This window comes from Kocuria sp. GQ42 (assembly GCF_059758435.1).
The window spans coordinates 80727-97176 of sequence record NZ_JCAXEN010000005.1 but is presented as its reverse complement, the minus strand read 5'-3'; the positions used below and the strand labels follow the sequence as shown (position 1 = coordinate 97176).

Below are 16450 nucleotides of genomic sequence, written 5' to 3'. Positions count from 1 at the left end.
CCCGGGGCCGGGACCGACCGGGACGGGAACACGGCATGATGGACCCTGACACGTCGGAGACACCGCGACGGCACGGACCCCGGGCACCGGGACCGCGTGCCTGCCGCGAGCACCGGAGGAGGACCATGACGGAGCACGACACGGGCGGCACACCGACGGACCAGTTGCACGAGCTGCTGCTGGAGAGCGAGGACATCGCGTCCTTCCTCGACGCCCTCTCGGGCCGCATCGCCCAGGCCCTGTCCACCGACGGGGACGAGGTGTGGTGCGCCGTCACCCTGCTCCGGCCGAAGCGGTCCTCCACCGTGGCCTCCTCCAGCCCCGCCGCCGAGGCCCTGGACGAGATCCAGTACCACTACGGTGACGGGCCGTGCCTCACGGCGTCCCGCGAGAACCGGCTGGTCCACGTCCCGGACACCCGATCCGACCCCCGGTGGCCCGAGTACGGCCGGGCCGCCGCCGCCCACGGCGTCCTCTCCGCCCTGGGGGTGCCCCTGGACCTCGCCGGCGAGGCCGCCGCGGCCCTGGACGTCTACGCCGACCGTCCGCACAAGTTCGACCCGGCGACGATCGAGGTCATCCAGCGCGAGGTGGCCTCCGCCTCCAGCGCGCTGCGCCTGGCCGTGCGGATGGAGAAGCACCGGGACGCCGAGGCGGACCTGAAGGCGGCCATGGCCTCGCGCACCACCATCGACCTCGCCGTGGGCATCGTCATGGGCCAGAACCGCTGCACCCAGGAGCAGGCCTTCGACATCCTCCGGTCCGCCTCCAGCCACCGCAACGTCAAGCTGCGCGACCTGGCCGCGGAGCTGGTCGCCACCGTCGGACAGGGCCCGGCCACCACCCACTTCGACACCTGAGCACTCCTCCGGCGGGCACCGCTGCGTTCCCGCGGAGGGACCGTGGCCGCGTGCGGCGCGGGAGCGGCTACCCCTTCCGCCACTCGTCGCTCGTCAGGTGCGAGCCCGCCTGCGGTCCCATCTGCACCATGCCGCCGTCGACGACCCAGGACGCCCCGGTGACGTAGGCGGAGGCCGGGGACGCGAGGAACGCGATGACCGCGGCGACCTCGCGGGCGTCCCCGGGCCGGCCCAGCGGCACGCCGGGACGGTGGGCGGCCCGCGGGTTCTCGTCCTCCTGCCCCGTCATGGGGGTGGCGATCTCCCCCGGGGCCACCGAGTTCGCGGTGATCCCGTGCTCCCCCAGCTCGAGCGCGATGGTCTTCACGAGTCCGCCGAGGCCGTGCTTGGCGGCGTCGTAGGCGCTCGAGCCGACCCGGGGCACGTGCTCGTGGACGCTCGTGACGGCGATCAGCCGCCCGCCCCGCCCGGCGGCCACCAGGTGCCGCGCCGCCGCCTGGAGGCACACGAACGCGCCGTCGAGATCGGTGGCGAGCACCTTGCGCCACGTGCCCAGGGACGTCTCCAGGAACGGGACGTTCGCCCCCGTGCCCGAGTTGTGCACGAACACGTCCAGGCCGCCCAGGCCCTCCACGAGGCCGTCGACGACGGCGCCGCAGCGCTCCAGCTCCGTGGTGTCCAGCCGCGCCACCACGGCCCGGCGGTCGTAGGACCGGACCTCCTCAGCCGTCCGCTCGGCACCCTCCTCGTCCCGGTGCCAGGTGATCCCCACGTCCATGCCGGCCGCCGCGAGCGCCACGGCGGTCGCACGCCCGATGCCGGAGTCGGAGCCGGTCACCACGGCCGTGCGGGGCTCGAAGTCGGGAGTGTGCTCCATGGTCGTGGCCTTCCCTCCGTGCAGAGCGCGGACCGCCGTGCGGGACGGCCCGGGGGCACCAGCCTATTCCCGGCGGTGACGTGGCGCACACCCCTCGGCCGGAGCCGTTGCGGACCGCGTTCGAGGAGAGGAAGATCTTAAGCAAGCTGATGGTCGGAGACGAGGAGAGCGTCATGGCACACGAGGACCCGTCAGGATCGACCGTCCCGGAGGAGCCCCGGGAGCCCGGGAAGGACCGGCCTGGCGCCTCCACCCCGCGGGGGCGGCGGCAGGAGGTGGTCGCCGCGGAGAAGCGGGAGTTCGGGGGCGTGAAGTTCGGCTCCGCGTTCTTCGGCTGGATGACCGCCACGGGCATCGCCGTGCTGCTCACCGCCCTGCTCGGCGCGATCGGCGCGGGCGTGGGGGTGGCGACCAGCACGGACCCTGGCGAGATCGCGGAGCAGGTGGCGCAGGACGCCGGCACCGTTGGCCTCGTCAGCGGCATCGCCCTGGCCCTGGTCCTCTTCGTCGCCTACTTCGCCGGAGGCTACGTGGCCGGGCGGATGGCCCGGTTCGACGGCGCCAAGCAGGGGGTCGCCGTGTGGGTGTGGGCGGTCCTCATCGCGATCGTCCTGGCGGTCCTGGGCGCGGTGGCCGGCGAGCAGTTCAACGTGCTGCGCGAGCTCAACAGCTTCCCCCGCATCCCCATCGGCGAGGGCGCCCTGACCACGGGCGGCATCATCGCCCTGGTGGTCGCCGTCCTGATCCCGCTGCTCGCGGCGGTCCTCGGCGGCCTGGCCGGGATGCGCTTCCACCGGAAGGTGGACCAGGCCGGCATCGACCACCAGTACCGCTCGCACTTCTAGGACCGCTCCTGGGACCGGGGCGGGTCAGAACTCGAGGACGAGCCGTCCCCGCACGCCTCCGGCCTCGAGCCGGCGGTGTGCCTCGGCGGCGTCCGCGGCGGGCAGGACGGCGGCCACGCGCAGGGAGAGCACCCCCTCCTCCACGTACCGGCGCAGCCGGTCCAGCTTCTCGCCCGAGTGGTACTCCTGGGGCACGCTGATCCGGTGCACGGTGATCCCCCGGCCCGGGTCCCCCGTCCAGTGCCGCACGGTCGCGAACCCTCCGCCGTCCCGGACGGCAGGGGCCGCCTTCTCGTTCAGCACGGCGGCGTCCACGAGGGCGTCGACCCCGTCGGGGAAGAACTCCCGGATCCGCTCGGCGACGTCGTCCCCGCGCGCCACCACGTGGTCGGGGCCGAGGCTGTCGACGAGCTCCAGATCGTGCTCCGCGGCGTCCGCGATGACGGTGAGGCCCTCGTGCTTGGCGAGCTCCACCACGTAGTTGCCGAGGGTCCCGGCGGCCCCGGTGACGGCCAGGGTCTGCTCGGGCTGCAGGTCCAGCACCTCGAGGACCTGCAGGGCCGTGAGCCCGTTCATGGGCAGCGTGGCGGCCGTGGCGAAGTCCGTGTCCGCCGGGAGGCGGGCGATCGAGTCGTCGGGGGCGACGAGGAGCTGCGCGTAGGCGCCCCCGTGCTCCCCGCGCGGCAGGGCGATGGCCATGACCGCCTCCCCCACGCGCCAGGCGCTGCCCTCCCCGACCTCGTCGACGACCCCGGCCGCGTCCATCCCCGGCACGTACGGCGGCCGCTGGTGCTCCACGGGCTGACCCCCGGCGCGCAGCAGGGTGTCCGTGGGGCTGACGGCGGCCGCCCTGACCCGGATCCGCACCTCTCCGGGGCCGGGGTGGGGGTCCGGCACCTCGTGGACGGCGAGGACCTCGGGCCCTCCGAACGTCTCGACTCCGATGACTCGCATGCCCGTTCCAACCCCGGGGCGCCCGCACCCATTCCGGCCCCGCACCGATGCCGTTCCGATGCCGTTCCGATGCCGTCCTGACATGCGGGCGAGGATCCCGTCACACCGTTGCGGCCCCGCCGGTCCGGGGCCATGCTGAGGGCGGGTCCCACCGCACCACGAAGGGGAGCACCATGGCACCGACAGACTTCATCACCCTTCCCGTCTCGGACCTGGAGAGATCGAAACGGTTCTACTCCTGTCTCGGCTGGCGCCTGCATCCCGCGTTCGAGGGCACCGGCACCGGGACCGTCGAGATCCGCGAGGACGAGCACGTCATGGTCCTGAGCGAGGACCGCCACCTGCGCCTGGTGGGGCCCGGGACCCCCGGCACCTCGGCCGACGCGTCCGTCGTCAACGCGCTCAGCGTCGACTCCCCCGACGAGATCGACGTCATCGTCGACCGCGCCGTCCGCGCCGGCGGGACCGAGGGCGACGCCCAGGACTACGGCTTCCTGCGCTCGCGCTGCTTCCGGGACCCCGACGGCCACCAGTGGGAGATCCTGTGGGTCGATCCCGCGGCCGCCTCCGTCCGCGCCGCCCGCCGGCGGTGACCGCGGGCACGGAGGAGCCCGGTCACCACGCGTGACCGGGCTCCTGTCCGCCTCGGCGGCTCAGGCGCTCACTTCTCGGAGACGGCCGCCGCGAGCCGCTCGAGGGAGTGCTCCAGGGCGCCCTCCTCGAAGAGCGGGAAGGACACGGCCTTCCTGGCGTCCGGGGTCGCGTGCTCCCACGAGTAGGTCTCGGTGACCAGCGTGGCGCCGGGGCCCTGGGGCTCGAGCTCCCAGATCCACTCCCAGCCCTCCAGCTCGGCGCCCTGCGGCTTGGGCTTCCAGGCGAGGAGCTTGTTCTCGTCGTAGCCGGAGACGGTGTTCTCCATGACGTAGTCGCCGCCCATGTGCTCGCCGTTCATGTTCATCACGAACACCTGGCCGACCTTCTGGATGCGCTGGTCGTCGCCGGAGACGACCGTGCCGGAGCCGTCGATCTGCCGGTGGCGCGAGGGCAGGCTCAGGACGTCGAAGATGGCGTCGGCGGGGGCGTCGATGACGCGGCTGGCGGACAGGCTGTTCTCGGACACGGGTGGTTCCTCTCGTCGGCAACGGTACGGCCCCACCGTAGGCAGACGGGACCGGTCCCTGGCCAGGGCTGTCCGCTCCCCGCGTAGCCGGGCCCCGGCCCGTGGGCCCGGCCCGGCCCCGCGCCGACGCCCTGCGGCTCCGCTGCCGGTGCCGCAGCCGGCCGGGGTGCTCGACGCCGTGGACGGAGGCGGCCGCCCGGGCGGACCGGGTCAGTAGGCCTGCTGGGACGGGTCCACCTGCTCGATCCACGCCAGCACCCCGCCCTCGAGGTGCGCGACGTCGGTGCGGCCCGCGGCGCGCAGGAGGTGCAGGGCCCGCTCGGAGCGCGCCCCGGCCTTGCAGTGCAGCAGCACCCGGCGGCCCGGGGCGATCCGGGCGAGGGCCTCCCCGGACTCGAACTGGTCCAGCGGGAGCAGCCGTGCGCCGGGGATCGCCGCGAGCCGGGCCTCGTAGGGCTCCCGGACGTCGACGAGCTCGAAGTCCGCGGCGCCGCGCTCCCGGGCCGCCAGCAGCTCCGCGAGCTCGGGGGCCGTCACGGTCGGGACGCCTCCCGGCTGCGGACCGGGCGCCGGGCAGGCGGGGGCGCTGTCACCGGCCGCCGCCAGGGTGGTCACGGGCGCGCGGCCCGGCGTGGGCACCAGCGGGATCTCCCACCAGCGCGCCGAGAGGGCGTCGTAGGTGGCGACCCGGCCGAGCATCGTGGTGCCGATCCCGGTGACCAGCTTGACGGCCTCGACCGCCATGGCGGTGCCCAGCAGCCCCGGCAGCACGCCGAGCACCCCGGCCTCGGCGCAGCTGGGCACCGTGCCCGGCGCCGGGGGCACGGGGTAGAGGTCGCGGTAGGTGGGACCGTGCGCGCCCCAGAACACCGAGTACTGGCCGTCGAAGCGCAGGATCGAGCCCCACACGTGCGGGACACCGGCCAGCTCGCACGCGTCGGAGACGAGGTAGCGGGTCTCGAAGTTGTCCGTGCCGTCCAGGACGAGGTCGTACCCGGCGAGGACCTCCTCCGCGCTGTCCGCGGTGAGCCGCTCGCGGTGCTCCACGACGCGCACCAGCGGGTTGAGGTCGGCGATCCGCACGGCGGCCGAGGCGGTCTTGGGCGCCCCGAGGGTCCCCTCGCCGTGGATCACCTGGCGCTGCAGGTTGGAGGCGTCCACGTCGTCGTCGTCGACGACACCGAGGGTCCCGACGCCCGCGGCGGCGAGGTAGAGCAGGGCCGGGGAGCCGAGGCCGCCCGCGCCCACGCACAGCACCCGGGCGTTCTTGAGCCGCCGCTGGCCCTCCTCGCCGATCTCGGGGACGGTCAGGTGGCGGGCATAGCGGCGCAGCTCGGCGTCGGTGAGCTCCGCGGCGGGCTCGACGAGCGGGGAGAGGTCCACGGCGCTCAGGCGTCCAGTCCGACCCACTCGGTGGAGCCGTCCGCGAACCGCTGCTCCTTCCAGATGGGCACCTCGGTCTTGATCCGGTCCACGAGCGCGTCGCAGGCGGCGAAGGCGAGCTTGCGGTGGGCGGCGGCCACGGCGGCCTCCAGGGCGGAGTCCCCCACGCGCAGGTGGCCGACCCGGTGGGCGGCCCAGATCCGCACCCCGGGGAACTCCTCGGCGACCCGGCGGGCCACGTCCTGGACGGCCCGGTCCGCGCCGGGGTGGCAGGTGTAGTCGAGGCTGGTGACGGGGCGGCCGCCGTCGTGGTCGCGGATGACACCGCTGAAGGAGACCACGGCGCCGGTGCGCTCGTCCTGCACGGCCTCGACGGCCCGGGCGTGGTCCAGGGGCTCCTCGGTGACGAAGGCGCCGACCACGGCGGTCTCCGCCTGGATCGGTCCGGGTGTGCTCATCGGTCGGTCTCCTCGTGCGGTCGGGGGTCGTGGCGGGGGCCGTCGTGCCCGCGGTCGCGGTGGCCCTCGAGCTGGTCGCAGACGTGGTCGAGGATCGGCTCGAGGACCTTCAGCCCGTCCCAGACCCCGCCGGTGGAGCCGGGGAGGTTGACCACGAAGGTGGCGCCGCTGACCCCGGCGTGCCCGCGGCTGAGCACCGCCAGGGGGGTGGTCCTCCGGCCCTCCGCCCACAGTGCCTCCATGATGCCGGGCAGCTCGCGGTCGAGGAAGGGCCGGGTCATCTCGGGGGTGAGGTCGTCCGGGCCGAGGCCGGTCCCGCCGCTGGTGACGACCACCCGGGGGCGGTCCGCGGGGGCCCGGCTCACGAGCAGCCGCTCGAGCTCGGCGCGCACGTCCTCGCCGTCGGCCACCACGAACGGACCTTCGACCTCGAAGCCGTGGGAGCCGAACCAGTCGGCGGCGATCCGCCCGCTCCGGTCCTGGTAGACCCCGGCGGCGGCGCGGGTGGAGGCGACGATGACGGCGGCGCTCCTCATGCGGCGTCCCCGTCGGTCCGCGCCCAGTCCCCGGACTTGCCGCCGGACTTCGCGAGCACCCTGACCCGGTCGATCTCGGCCAGCTTGTCCACGGCCTTGATCATGTCGTAGAGGGTCAGGGCGGCCACCGAGGCCGCGGTCAGCGCCTCCATCTCCACGCCGGTCACCCCGCGCGTGCGCACCGTCGCGGTGATCCGCACACCGTCCGCCAGCCGCTCGAAGTCCACGGTCACCTTGCTGATCGGCAGCGGGTGGCACAGCGGGACGAGCTCCGGGGTCCGCTTGGCCGCCATGATGCCGGCCACCCGGGCCACCGGCAGGGCGTCCCCCTTGGGGAGGTCCCCGGCGAAGACCTGCTCGACGACGTCGGGGCGGGTGCGCAGCGTGGCCGTCGCGGTGGCCTCGCGGGTGGTCACGGCCTTGTCGGAGACGTCCACCATGTGCGCGGACCCGTCCGCCCGGACGTGCGTGAGGCCCTGCTGCTGCTCGGTCATGTCGGTTCGGTCCCCTTCGGCTCTCCCGGATGGTGCGTCCTCCCATTCTGGCCCACCCCCGTGCCGCGCACCGCCGCGTCATGTCTGGTCCCGCGCCGGGGCGCGGTGCTAGCTTGACGGAACGCGACCAGAGCGCCGTCGACGCCGCCGGCTCTCGTGAAGGAGCCACCGTGCTGTCGGACACCTCGTACCCCGTCGTCAAGGCCACGCTGCCCGTGGTCGGGGAGAACATCCAGGAGATCGCCCGGCGCTTCTACGCGCACATGTTCGGCGAGCACCCCGAGCTGCTGGACGGACTGTTCAACCGCGGCAACCAGGCGGACGGCCGGCAGCAGCAGGCGCTGGCCGGGTCCGTGGCCGCCTTCGCCGGCTACCTGGTGAACAAGCCGACCGAGCTCCCGGACCACCTGCTCTCCCGCATCGCGCACAAGCACGTGTCCCTGGGGCTGCACCCGAACCAGTACCAGATCGTGCACGACAACCTCATGTGGGCCATCGTGGACGTCCTGGGCGACGCCGTGACCCCGGAGGTCGCCGCGGCCTGGGACGAGGTCTACTGGCTGATGGCCAACGTGCTCATCAACCAGGAGCGCGGCCTCTACGAGGCGGTCCGGCTCTCCCCCGAGACCGTCTGGCGGACCTGGCGGGTGGTCGAGAAGATCCCGGAGACCGAGGACGTCACGACCTTCGTGGTGGAGCGCGTCGACGAGCGGGAGGTGAAGCGGTCGCTGCCCGGCCAGTACGTGACCCTCAGGATGGAGATGCCCGACGGCGTGTTGCAGCCACGGCAGTACAGCCTGACCCGCGCCGACGACGGACAGCACCGGCGCTTCGCGGTAAAGCGGGTGCGCGGCAACGGCACGCCGGCCGGCGAGATGTCCACCCTCCTGCACGAGACGGTGCAGGTGGGGGACGAGGTGGTGCTCTCGGTGCCCTCCGGCGACGTGGTCCTGGAGTACTCGGACCGGCCGCTGGTGCTGGCCAGCGCGGGCATCGGCGTCACGCCGATGGCGGGCATGCTCTCGCACCTGGTGAAGGACGGCTCCCAGCGCACGGTGCAGTTCCTGCACGCGGACGCCTCCCCGGAGACGTTCGCGCTGCGCGGGCAGATCGAGGAGGACCTCGCCGCCCTGGAGGACGGCTCCCTGAAGGCCTGGTTCGAGCAGCCGTGGGCGGCCGGCGAGCGCGCCGAGAACGAGCACGAGGGGTTCATGGACCTGCGCGCCGTGGAGCTGCCGCACGACGCGCAGTACTACCTGTGCGGGCCGCTCCCCTTCATGCAGGCCGTGCGCAGCGCGCTCGTCGCCCGCGGTGTCCCGCCCCGGGACATCCAGTACGAGGTGTTCGGCCCGGACCTCTGGCTCGCCGACTTCGAGTGACCGGCCGTGCAGGCCCCGGGAGAATGACCGGGAGCAGGACCAGGACACGGCCCGAGGGCCGGACGACGACGACGGAGGACACGATGACGGACACGCACGGCAACCATGTGGAGGAGCTGGCGGTCAACAGCTGCTGGGACCTGCTCCGGGACGCGGGCGTCGGCCGCCTCGCCGTGTGGGTGGAGGACCACCCGGACATCTTCCCGATCAACTTCGTGGTGGACCACGGGACCCTCGTCTTCCGCTCGGCCGAGGGGACGAAGGTCGCCGGGGCCCTCACCGACGTCCCCGTGGCGGTGGAGATCGACGGGTACGACGAGCCCGCCGGGAAGGCGTGGAGCGTGGTGGTCAAGGGCCGCGCCGAGCGCATCCAGCAGGTCCAGGAGCTCACGGACACCCTCGACCTGCCGCTGTTCCCGTGGCAGGCGGGGCGCAAGGGCATCTTCGTCCGGGTCGTGCCGTCCCTCGTGACCGGCCGCCGGTTCCCGGTCGCGGACCCGGAGGTGTGGCGCACCCCGCTGTCGGGGGTGCGGCGCTCCCCCGACGAGTGAGCGCCCGGACGCTGCGTTCCACGCGCGGCCCGACGCCCGGACCGCGCCGGGGCTAGCCTGGCCGGATGGACCGACCGACCCTCCGCCCTCCCGGCGACCTCCGATCCGGCGTGCACCCCGACGTGCGCCTCGACGTGCGCGACGACGGGCCTCCGGACGGAGAGCCCGTGCTGCTGCTGCACGGCTTCCCGCAGGACGGCACGAGCTGGTCCGGGGTCGCGCCCGTGCTGCGGCGCGCCGGCCTGCGCACGCTGGTGCCCGATCAGCGCGGCTACGCCCCCGGCGCCAGGCCCCGGGGCCGCCGCGCCTACCGGCTCGAGCTGCTCGTGCAGGACGCCGTGGCGCTGCTGGACGCCGCCGGGCTGGAGCGCGCGCACGTCGTCGGCCACGACTGGGGCGGGATCGTGGCGTGGGCCCTGGCGGCCAACCGGCCGGAGCGGATGGCGTCCCTGACGGTGGCCTCGGTCCCCCACCCCCGGGCGCTCGCGCGCTCCCTGACCCGCTCGCCGCAGGCGCTGCGCTCGGCCTACGTCGGGGCCTTCCAGGTGCCCCGGCTCCCGGAGGCGCTGCTCGGCCCGCGCCTCGAGCAGCTCCTGCGCCGCTCCGGCCTGCCCGCGGCGGAGGCCGCCCGCTACGCGGCCCGGATGCGGGAGCCCGGCGCGCTCACCGGCGCCCTGAACTGGTACCGCGCCCTGCCGCTGTCCCGGCTGCGCACCGGACCGGTGGACGTGCCGACCACGTACGCGTGGGGCGCCCGGGACCCCGCCCTGGGACGGCGGGCCGCGGAGCTCACGGCCGAGCACGTGCGGGGGCCCTACCGGTTCGTGGAGCTGGACGCCGGCCACTGGCTGCCGGAGACCCGGGCCGAGGAGCTGGCGGGACTGGTGCTCGAGCGCGTCGGCGGATCCGCGAACACCCCGTAGCGGCTCAGCCCCGCGGGGAGGGTCCCTCGGACGGCGCGTCCTCGCGCCGGCGCCGGGGGGTCCCCGCGATGCGCAGCGCGGCCTGGACCGCCAGCAGCGCGAACGCCGCGTAGTAGATCCCCACGGAGGGGTAGAGCTGGGGGACGGTGCCGTTCCAGCCGACCAGGGTGAGCACGAACAGGACGCCCCCGAGCACGAGCAGCCCGAGATGGGCGGTGCCGAAGGCGCCGCGCTCGCCGCGGCGGGCGAGGAAGAGCGCCAGGACGGCGAAGAAGATCGGGAAGAGCATCTGGCCCACCACGGTGATGCCGTTCTGGTGGTACTCGTAGCGGCCGAGCGCCTGGATCACGGCGGTGGCGGCGAGGAGCAGCGGGGCGAGCAGGGACGTCATGGGGACCTGTTCTGTGCGATCGTCCGGGCGGGGGCGCGGACCAGTCTAGCGAGCGGCGGGGACACCGCCGCGACGCCCCGAGACCGGCCGGAGCCGCCCCGGTGGTGGTGCGGCTCTCCGGTCCCGCGGGCCGGGCGCGCACCGGGTCAGTCGAGCAGCAGCAGCTCCACCGGGGTCCCCGCCGGCAGCTCGGCCCCGCCCGCCGGCACGAGCGCGAGGGCGTTGGCCCGGGCCGCGGCGGCCAGCAGGTGGGAGCCGGGCCCGCCCGCCATCCGCACCGTGGCGCCGTCCCAGACGGCGCGGCGCACCTGGGTCCGCCCGGGCAGCGGCCGGAGGGCCTCCGCCAGGGGCCCCGTGCGGCGGGCCCGCGGCGCCGGGGCCCCCATCGTTTCGGTCAGGGCGGGGCGGAGGAACATCTCGAAGGACACGAGGGTGCTGACGGGGTTGCCGGGGAGGCAGACGAAGGGCACGCCGCCCGGCGCCGCGAGACCCTGCGGCCCCCCGGGCTGCATCGCGACGTGCACGAACTCGCCGTGGGGCGCGAGCACCTGCCGGACGACCTCGTAGGCGCCCTCGCTGACCCCGCCGGAGGAGACGAAGAAGTCGGGCCTCCGCGCGGTGTCCTCCGCCAGGCGTGCCGCGAAGGCGCCGGCGTCGTCGGAGAGCAGGTGGGCGCCGACCACCTCCACGCCCGCCTCCGCGAGCTGGGCGCGCAGGATCGCCGCGTTCGCGTCGAAGATCTGGGCCGGGCCGCGCGCGGCGCCGGGCGCCACGACCTCGTCGCCCGTCGTGTAGAGCACGGCCCGGGGGCGGGCGCGCACGGTCAGCTCCGCGCACCCCAGCGCGGCCGCGAGCCCGATCCGGGCGGGGGTGAGCCGCTGCCCCGCGACCAGCGCCGTGTCCCCGGCGACGACGTCCTCGCCGGCACGGCGGACGAACCTCCCGGCCGGCTGGCCCGCCGGGAGCCGCAGGCGCGTCCCCGGGGCCGGGAAGCCCCCCGGCAGCGAATCCTCGACGGGCACCACGGCGTCCGCGCCGGACGGCAGGGGCGCGCCGGTCATGACGGGGGCCGCCTCCCCGGGGCCGAGCGGGCCGGGGACGTGGCCGGCGGGCACGGGGGCGACGACGACGAACGGGGTGCGCCCGTCCTCCCCGGGCGCCGCCCGGCTGTCGGCGGCGCGGATCGCGAAACCGTCCATCTGGGAGTTGTCGAAGGGCTGCAGACTCAGGGGCGCCACGAGGTCCTCGGCCAGGACCCGGCCCGCCGCGGCCGCCAGCGGCACGGTCTCCGTCCGGGCGCGGACGCCACGCAGGGCCTCCGTGACCGCGCGGCGGTGCTCGTCGACGCTGCGGACCGAATGCTGCGCGTGCCTGCTCATTCCTCCAGCGTAGGTGCCGGGGAGCGCCCGTCCTGGCAGGATCGGGGCCATGACGCGACGGGATGTGGAGCACACGCCGGACGGCAGGTGGATCGTGGTGGACGGCCGGCGGTGGCGCCGCCAGGACCCCGGGCTGCCCGAGGACGTCGCGGCCCGGCTGACGTCCCACCTGGGCCGGGCCCGCGCGGCCGTCCGTACGGTGCGGCGGGACGGCACGGAGGAGGAGCTGCGGGCCGTGCGGGACCGGGTGGGACTCGCCAAGCTGGGCCTCGGTGAGCGCGGCACGCCGTGGTGGGAGCAGTCTCCCGCCGAGCAGGAGGCCCGGTGGACGGATGCTCTCGCGCGGCTGGACGAGCAGGCCCCGCCGGAGCCGGCGTGACGCCGTACGGCGCCCGGAGCATTCTCGGCATGCTGGGGACTGATTACACTGGGCGGACCATCCCGGCACGCCGAGCACCGTGCGGGCCGGAGACGACCACCGAGGCGGTGACATGAGCGTTTCCCTGGGACTGCCGCGGCTCCGCGATGCGGGTCCGGGTCCCAGTGGTGCCCCGGCCGGGGCGGGGCTGGTGGACCGCCACGGCCGCCGCGCCACCGACCTGCGCCTGTCGGTGATCGACAAGTGCAATCTGCGCTGCACCTACTGCATGCCCGCCGACGGCCTGCCCTGGCTGCCCGCCGCCCAGCTCATGACCCCCGCCGAGATCACCCGGATCGTCGACGTCGGAGTACGAGAACTGGGGGTCACCGAGCTGCGCCTGACCGGCGGGGAGCCCCTGGTCCGCCGCGACCTCGAGGAGATCGTGGCCGGGGTGCGGGCCGCCCACCCCGAACTGCCGGTCTCGCTCACCACCAACGGCATCGGTCTGGCCGCCCGCGCCCAGGGCCTGGCCGAGGCCGGGCTGAGCCGGATCAACATCTCCCTGGACAGCCTGGACGCGGCGACCTTCCGCGCCCTGGCCCGGCGGGACCGCCTCGCCGATGTGTTGGCCGGGGCGGAGGCAGCGGCCGCCGCCGGGCTGACCCCGGTCAAGATCAACGCGGTGCTGATGCGCGGGGTCAACAACCACGAGGCCCCGGAGCTGCTCGCGTGGGCGCTGGCGCGCGGCTTCGCCCTGCGGTTCATCGAGCAGATGCCCCTGGACGCCGACCACGGCTGGACCCGGGCGGACATGGTCACCGCCGCCGAGATCCGCGACCGGCTCGCCGGCCGGTTCCGGCTGGCCCCGCACCCGGGGGCGCGCGACGGCGCCCCGGCCGAACTCTGGGACGTGCACCCCCGCACGGCCAGCGCCGCCCCCGTGGACTCCGGCGCGACCTCGGACGCGACGTCCGCGGCGCCCCCCGCCGCGGCCTCCGCCCTGCGCCCGGGCGCCCAGGACCCGCCGCTGGGCACGGTGGGCGTCATCGCGTCCGTGACGGAGCCATTCTGCGCCGACTGCAAGCGGACCCGGATCACCGCCGAGGGCAGGATCCGGTCCTGCCTGTTCTCCCACGAGGAGGTCGAGCTGCTGCCGCTGCTGCGCACCGGTGCGACCGACGCCCAGCTCGCCGACCGCTGGCGGGCCGCGATGTGGGCGAAACCGGCCGCCCACGGCATGGACCACGTAGGCCTGGACTCCTCCGACTACGTCCAGCCGGAGCGCTCGATGAGCGCGATCGGGGGCTGAGCCGGGATGCTGATCCGCTACTTCGCCGCCGCCCGCGCCGCGGCCGGCACCGACGCCGAGACCCTGGAGGTCCCCGACGACCGGCCCTGCACGCGCCGGGACGTGGAGGTCCTGCTGGCCCGGGCCCACCCCGAGCCGCCGCCGGGGCAGCCGCCGCTGGCGCAGGTGCTGGCCCGGTCCAGCTTCCTGCTCGACGGCGTGGCCTGCCCCGACCCCGGCACCCCGGTCCCGTCCGGGGCGGTGCTCGACGTCCTGCCGCCCTTCTCCGGCGGGTGAGCGCGTGAGCGCCCCGGGACCGGCCCCGGTCTTCCACGCCGTGGTCCTGGCGGGCGGCCGCTCCGCCCGCCTGGGCGGCCGGCCCAAGGCCGGTCTGCGGCGGGCCGGGCGCACCCTGCTGGAGCTCACGCTGGACGCGGTCCGGGAGGCGGCGGGCGTCGTCGTCGTCGGCCCGGCGGACCCGGCCGTCCCCGGGCACGTGCTGCGCACCCGGGAGGACCCGCCGTTCTCCGGCCCGGCCGCGGGCATCGCCGCCGGGCTGCGCGCCCTCGACGCCCTGCCCGCCGCGCAGTGGACCCTGACCCTGGCGTGCGACATGCCCGGGGTGTCGCGGGCCGTGCCCCTCCTGCTGGAGGCGGCCCGGACCGGTGACGGCGCCGCCGGCTACGTGTCGGTCCCGCCCGACGGCCACCGCCAGCCCCTCGCCGCCCTCTACCGCAGCGACGTGCTGCGCCGGGCCTTCGCGGGGCAGGACGCCGCGGACCGGTCCGTGTTCTCGTTCGTGCGCGAGCTCCCGCTCCGGGACGTCACCGTGCCCGAGGACGCCACCGCGGACGTCGATACGTGGGACGATGTGCACAGGCACCACCTGACCTGACCACGAGCGGGCGGCCCCACCGCCCGGGAGGAGCGGCGCATGCCCAAGGACCTGAGCCCGTCCGAGCACGAGATCCTGGAGCGGTGGGTCGAGGCCGTGCGCGCGGCCCTGGACGTGGCCGACGCCGACCTCCCCCTGGACGCCGTGCTGGGCCTCACCGGCAGGATCGCCCACGGCACCGTGCGCCCCGCTGTCCCGCCCACCGCCTACCTGCTCGGCTACCACGTGGGCCGCGCCGCGGCCGCGGGCGAGGACGAGCACCGCGTCCTGGACCGCGCGCTGCAGACCGTCGACGGTCTCGTCCCCGCCGCCCGCCGAACCCCCGAGGAGAACTGATGTCCGGACTGCCCCTGCCCCACGACACCAACAGCCCCTACACGCACGCGCTGCCCGTCATCGAGGACGACAGCGGCACGCCCGAGAGCGCCCCCGAGGAGGTCGAGACCGTCCACGACGCCGACTGGCACCGGGCCCGGCAGTTCTCGTACGACATCGCCACCGCGCTGCCCAGCCACTGGCTGCCCCTGCAGGAGGCGCTGGGCGAGGTCCTCGCCGAGGACGTCACCGCCCCGATCCCGGTCCCGCACTACGCCTCCTCCGCCATGGACGGCTACGCCGTGGCCGGCCCCCAGCCGTGGACCGTGGTCTTCCCCGAGCCCGTGGAGACCGACCCGCGCAAGATGCTGACCATCCCGCCGCGGGAGCTCTACCGCCCGGTGCTCAACCTCGAGCCCGGCGAGGCCACCCGTATCGTCACCGGCGGACTCGTCCCCGCCGGGGCCCGGGCCGTGCTGCGCGACGAGTACGCGCACCTGTCCGAGGAGGGCACCGTGCTCACGATCGCGGCCCACGCCCCCTCGGCCGAGGACATCCCCTACGGGCAGAACATCCGCCGCACCGGCGAGGAGGTCGCGGCCGGGGACGTCATCCTGCACGCCGACTGCCTGCTCAACCCGGCGCACATCGCCTTCGCCGCCGTCAGCGGCCACGACATGCTCCCGGTCCGCCGCCGTCCGCGCGTGACGATCCTGCTCACCGGCAGCGAGGTGGTCGAGGACGGGATCCCCGAGCCCGGCCAGGTCCGGGACGCCTTCGGCCCCCAGCTGCCCACGTTCGTGGAGATGCTGGGCGGGTCCGTGGACCAGCTCCGGCGCGTCGAGGACACCGCGAAGGCGATGCTCTCCGCCCTGACCGAGGCGCCCTCCGGCATGGCGTCGGTGCTCGACGCCCGCACCGAGGTGGTCATCACCACCGGCGGGACCGGGCACTCCGACGCCGACCACGTCCGGTCGGCGCTCCAGGAGCTCGGGGCGGTCTTCCTCCTCGACGGCCTCGCCCAGCGCCCGGGCCACCCCACGTTCCTGGCGCGGCTGCCCGAGGACGGCCCCTTCGTGGTGGGCCTGCCCGGCAATCCGCTGGCCGCGATGACCAGCATCTTCACGGTGGCCCAGCCCCTGCTCGCCAAGCTGCACAGCGACCGGCCCCCGGCCACGCGCACCCTGCCCGCCGCCGAGGACCTGCCGGGCCAGAAGGTCACCGCCCTGGTGCCCGCCTACCTCCGGGACGGGACCGTCACCCCCCGGGACCGGGTCGGCGCGAACATGCTCCGCGGGCTCGCCCACGCGGACGTCATCGCCGTGGTCCCGCCGGGCGGCGTGGCCGCCGGGCAGGACGTCGAGGTGGTCCCCCTGCCCTGGCGCTGACGCGCCGTGGGACGCCGAGGGCCCGGACACCGCTGGTGTCCGGGCCCTCGGCG

General features: G+C 75.4%; 21 protein-coding genes. 12 read left to right on the top strand and 9 right to left on the bottom strand.

Translation table 11 applies throughout. From position 1 onward, the window contains the following. The first annotated feature begins 125 nt into the window (after positions 1-125). Positions 126-860, top strand: coding sequence for an ANTAR domain-containing protein (locus AC6CH6_RS11770; protein WP_498255259.1), 735 nt, complete (start codon positions 126-128; stop codon positions 858-860). 67 nt (positions 861-927) lie between these two features. Here the strand turns inward: AC6CH6_RS11770 and AC6CH6_RS11765 are convergent, their stop codons facing one another. After that, positions 928-1737: an SDR family oxidoreductase gene (locus AC6CH6_RS11765; protein ID WP_498255258.1), complete on the bottom strand. Its 810-nt coding sequence runs from the start codon at positions 1735-1737 to the stop codon at positions 928-930. A gap of 173 nt (positions 1738-1910) precedes the next feature. On the opposite strand from AC6CH6_RS11765, the gene AC6CH6_RS11760 reads away from it, so the two are divergent. Beyond that, positions 1911-2582 (top strand): hypothetical protein, encoded by a 672-nt coding sequence (locus AC6CH6_RS11760; protein ID WP_498255257.1) that lies wholly within the window; start codon positions 1911-1913, stop codon positions 2580-2582. A gap of 24 nt (positions 2583-2606) precedes the next feature. On the opposite strand, the gene AC6CH6_RS11755 is transcribed toward AC6CH6_RS11760, so the two are convergent. Further along, complete coding sequence (locus AC6CH6_RS11755) at positions 2607-3536, bottom strand: NADP-dependent oxidoreductase (RefSeq protein ID WP_498255256.1); 930 nt, start codon at positions 3534-3536, stop codon at positions 2607-2609. Positions 3537-3709: 173 nt separating this feature from the next. On the opposite strand from AC6CH6_RS11755, the gene AC6CH6_RS11750 reads away from it, so the two are divergent. Beyond that, positions 3710-4129 (top strand): VOC family protein, encoded by a 420-nt coding sequence (locus tag AC6CH6_RS11750; RefSeq protein WP_498255255.1) that lies wholly within the window; start codon positions 3710-3712, stop codon positions 4127-4129. A gap of 68 nt (positions 4130-4197) precedes the next feature. On the opposite strand, the gene AC6CH6_RS11745 is transcribed toward AC6CH6_RS11750, so the two are convergent. From AC6CH6_RS11745 to moaC, 5 genes are all read right to left on the bottom strand, one after another. Next, positions 4198-4656, bottom strand: a complete 459-nt coding sequence (locus AC6CH6_RS11745) for an SRPBCC family protein (RefSeq protein WP_133411381.1) — start codon at positions 4654-4656, stop codon at positions 4198-4200. Between the two features lie 210 nt (positions 4657-4866). Further along, positions 4867-6039: a molybdopterin-synthase adenylyltransferase MoeB gene (moeB, locus tag AC6CH6_RS11740; protein WP_498255254.1), complete on the bottom strand. Its 1173-nt coding sequence runs from the start codon at positions 6037-6039 to the stop codon at positions 4867-4869. Positions 6040-6044: 5 nt separating this feature from the next. Continuing rightward, positions 6045-6497 carry a molybdenum cofactor biosynthesis protein MoaE gene (locus AC6CH6_RS11735; RefSeq protein ID WP_035925876.1) on the bottom strand — a complete coding sequence of 151 codons (453 nt, stop codon included), beginning with the start codon at positions 6495-6497 and terminating at the stop codon, positions 6045-6047. Further along, positions 6494-7033 (bottom strand): molybdopterin-binding protein, encoded by a 540-nt coding sequence (locus AC6CH6_RS11730; RefSeq protein WP_419968484.1) that lies wholly within the window; start codon positions 7031-7033, stop codon positions 6494-6496. Before AC6CH6_RS11730 ends, AC6CH6_RS11735 begins: the two co-directional genes overlap by 4 nt. Next, the gene (moaC, locus tag AC6CH6_RS11725; protein WP_498255253.1) at positions 7030-7527 is read right to left on the bottom strand and encodes a cyclic pyranopterin monophosphate synthase MoaC; all 498 of its coding nucleotides are present in this window, start codon (positions 7525-7527) and stop codon (positions 7030-7032) included. Before moaC ends, AC6CH6_RS11730 begins: the two co-directional genes overlap by 4 nt. A gap of 170 nt (positions 7528-7697) precedes the next feature. Here moaC and AC6CH6_RS11720 point away from each other — a divergent pair, with 170 nt between their 5' ends. The 3 genes from AC6CH6_RS11720 (at position 7698) to AC6CH6_RS11710 (ending at position 10380) form a co-directional block, all read left to right on the top strand. Further along, positions 7698-8906, top strand: coding sequence for a globin domain-containing protein (locus AC6CH6_RS11720; RefSeq protein WP_498255252.1), 1209 nt, complete (start codon positions 7698-7700; stop codon positions 8904-8906). A gap of 83 nt (positions 8907-8989) precedes the next feature. Next, positions 8990-9457, top strand: a complete 468-nt coding sequence (locus tag AC6CH6_RS11715; protein WP_017832125.1) for a pyridoxamine 5'-phosphate oxidase family protein — start codon at positions 8990-8992, stop codon at positions 9455-9457. Positions 9458-9522: 65 nt separating this feature from the next. Further along, on the top strand, positions 9523-10380 hold the full coding sequence (locus AC6CH6_RS11710; RefSeq protein WP_498255251.1) for an alpha/beta fold hydrolase: 858 nt from the start codon (positions 9523-9525) through the stop codon (positions 10378-10380). A 4-nt stretch (positions 10381-10384) separates the two neighbouring features. On the opposite strand, the gene AC6CH6_RS11705 is transcribed toward AC6CH6_RS11710, so the two are convergent. Next, positions 10385-10771, bottom strand: coding sequence for a hypothetical protein (locus AC6CH6_RS11705; RefSeq protein ID WP_109243703.1), 387 nt, complete (start codon positions 10769-10771; stop codon positions 10385-10387). 146 nt (positions 10772-10917) lie between these two features. After that, the gene (locus tag AC6CH6_RS11700) at positions 10918-12150 is read right to left on the bottom strand and encodes a molybdopterin molybdotransferase MoeA (RefSeq protein WP_498255250.1); all 1233 of its coding nucleotides are present in this window, start codon (positions 12148-12150) and stop codon (positions 10918-10920) included. A 49-nt stretch (positions 12151-12199) separates the two neighbouring features. Here AC6CH6_RS11700 and AC6CH6_RS11695 point away from each other — a divergent pair, with 49 nt between their 5' ends. From AC6CH6_RS11695 to AC6CH6_RS11670, 6 genes are all read left to right on the top strand, one after another. Continuing rightward, positions 12200-12529 carry a biopolymer transporter Tol gene (locus tag AC6CH6_RS11695; RefSeq protein WP_419968495.1) on the top strand — a complete coding sequence of 110 codons (330 nt, stop codon included), beginning with the start codon at positions 12200-12202 and terminating at the stop codon, positions 12527-12529. A gap of 112 nt (positions 12530-12641) precedes the next feature. Continuing rightward, the gene (locus AC6CH6_RS11690; RefSeq protein ID WP_498255249.1) at positions 12642-13820 is read left to right on the top strand and encodes a GTP 3',8-cyclase MoaA; all 1179 of its coding nucleotides are present in this window, start codon (positions 12642-12644) and stop codon (positions 13818-13820) included. 6 nt (positions 13821-13826) lie between these two features. Next, positions 13827-14096 (top strand): MoaD/ThiS family protein, encoded by a 270-nt coding sequence (locus tag AC6CH6_RS11685; protein WP_133411393.1) that lies wholly within the window; start codon positions 13827-13829, stop codon positions 14094-14096. A gap of 4 nt (positions 14097-14100) precedes the next feature. Continuing rightward, positions 14101-14694: a molybdenum cofactor guanylyltransferase gene (mobA, locus tag AC6CH6_RS11680; protein ID WP_165979770.1), complete on the top strand. Its 594-nt coding sequence runs from the start codon at positions 14101-14103 to the stop codon at positions 14692-14694. A 39-nt stretch (positions 14695-14733) separates the two neighbouring features. Then, positions 14734-15030 carry a DUF6457 domain-containing protein gene (locus tag AC6CH6_RS11675; RefSeq protein WP_419968499.1) on the top strand — a complete coding sequence of 99 codons (297 nt, stop codon included), beginning with the start codon at positions 14734-14736 and terminating at the stop codon, positions 15028-15030. After that, positions 15030-16397, top strand: a complete 1368-nt coding sequence (locus AC6CH6_RS11670; protein WP_498255248.1) for a molybdopterin molybdotransferase MoeA — start codon at positions 15030-15032, stop codon at positions 16395-16397. The genes AC6CH6_RS11675 and AC6CH6_RS11670 overlap by 1 nt, the downstream gene beginning before the upstream one ends. The last annotated feature ends 53 nt before the right edge of the window (positions 16398-16450 follow it).

What these genes read in the sequence shown, in the direction of transcription:
- AC6CH6_RS11770 (WP_498255259.1), top strand. Translation starts at nt 126, where the DNA reads ATGACGGAGCACGACACGGGCGGCACACCGACGGACCAGTTGCACGAG.
- AC6CH6_RS11765 (WP_498255258.1), bottom strand. Translation starts at nt 1,737, where the DNA reads ATGGAGCACACTCCCGACTTCGAGCCCCGCACGGCCGTGGTGACCGGC.
- AC6CH6_RS11760 (WP_498255257.1), top strand. Translation starts at nt 1,911, where the DNA reads ATGGCACACGAGGACCCGTCAGGATCGACCGTCCCGGAGGAGCCCCGG.
- AC6CH6_RS11755 (WP_498255256.1), bottom strand. Translation starts at nt 3,536, where the DNA reads ATGCGAGTCATCGGAGTCGAGACGTTCGGAGGGCCCGAGGTCCTCGCC.
- AC6CH6_RS11750 (WP_498255255.1), top strand. Translation starts at nt 3,710, where the DNA reads ATGGCACCGACAGACTTCATCACCCTTCCCGTCTCGGACCTGGAGAGA.
- AC6CH6_RS11735 (WP_035925876.1), bottom strand. Translation starts at nt 6,497, where the DNA reads ATGAGCACACCCGGACCGATCCAGGCGGAGACCGCCGTGGTCGGCGCC.
- AC6CH6_RS11730 (WP_419968484.1), bottom strand. Translation starts at nt 7,033, where the DNA reads ATGAGGAGCGCCGCCGTCATCGTCGCCTCCACCCGCGCCGCCGCCGGG.
- moaC (WP_498255253.1), bottom strand. Translation starts at nt 7,527, where the DNA reads ATGACCGAGCAGCAGCAGGGCCTCACGCACGTCCGGGCGGACGGGTCC.
- AC6CH6_RS11715 (WP_017832125.1), top strand. Translation starts at nt 8,990, where the DNA reads ATGACGGACACGCACGGCAACCATGTGGAGGAGCTGGCGGTCAACAGC.
- AC6CH6_RS11710 (WP_498255251.1), top strand. Translation starts at nt 9,523, where the DNA reads ATGGACCGACCGACCCTCCGCCCTCCCGGCGACCTCCGATCCGGCGTG.
- AC6CH6_RS11705 (WP_109243703.1), bottom strand. Translation starts at nt 10,771, where the DNA reads ATGACGTCCCTGCTCGCCCCGCTGCTCCTCGCCGCCACCGCCGTGATC.
- AC6CH6_RS11700 (WP_498255250.1), bottom strand. Translation starts at nt 12,150, where the DNA reads ATGAGCAGGCACGCGCAGCATTCGGTCCGCAGCGTCGACGAGCACCGC.
- AC6CH6_RS11695 (WP_419968495.1), top strand. Translation starts at nt 12,200, where the DNA reads ATGACGCGACGGGATGTGGAGCACACGCCGGACGGCAGGTGGATCGTG.
- AC6CH6_RS11690 (WP_498255249.1), top strand. Translation starts at nt 12,642, where the DNA reads ATGAGCGTTTCCCTGGGACTGCCGCGGCTCCGCGATGCGGGTCCGGGT.
- AC6CH6_RS11685 (WP_133411393.1), top strand. Translation starts at nt 13,827, where the DNA reads ATGCTGATCCGCTACTTCGCCGCCGCCCGCGCCGCGGCCGGCACCGAC.
- AC6CH6_RS11675 (WP_419968499.1), top strand. Translation starts at nt 14,734, where the DNA reads ATGCCCAAGGACCTGAGCCCGTCCGAGCACGAGATCCTGGAGCGGTGG.
- AC6CH6_RS11670 (WP_498255248.1), top strand. Translation starts at nt 15,030, where the DNA reads ATGTCCGGACTGCCCCTGCCCCACGACACCAACAGCCCCTACACGCAC.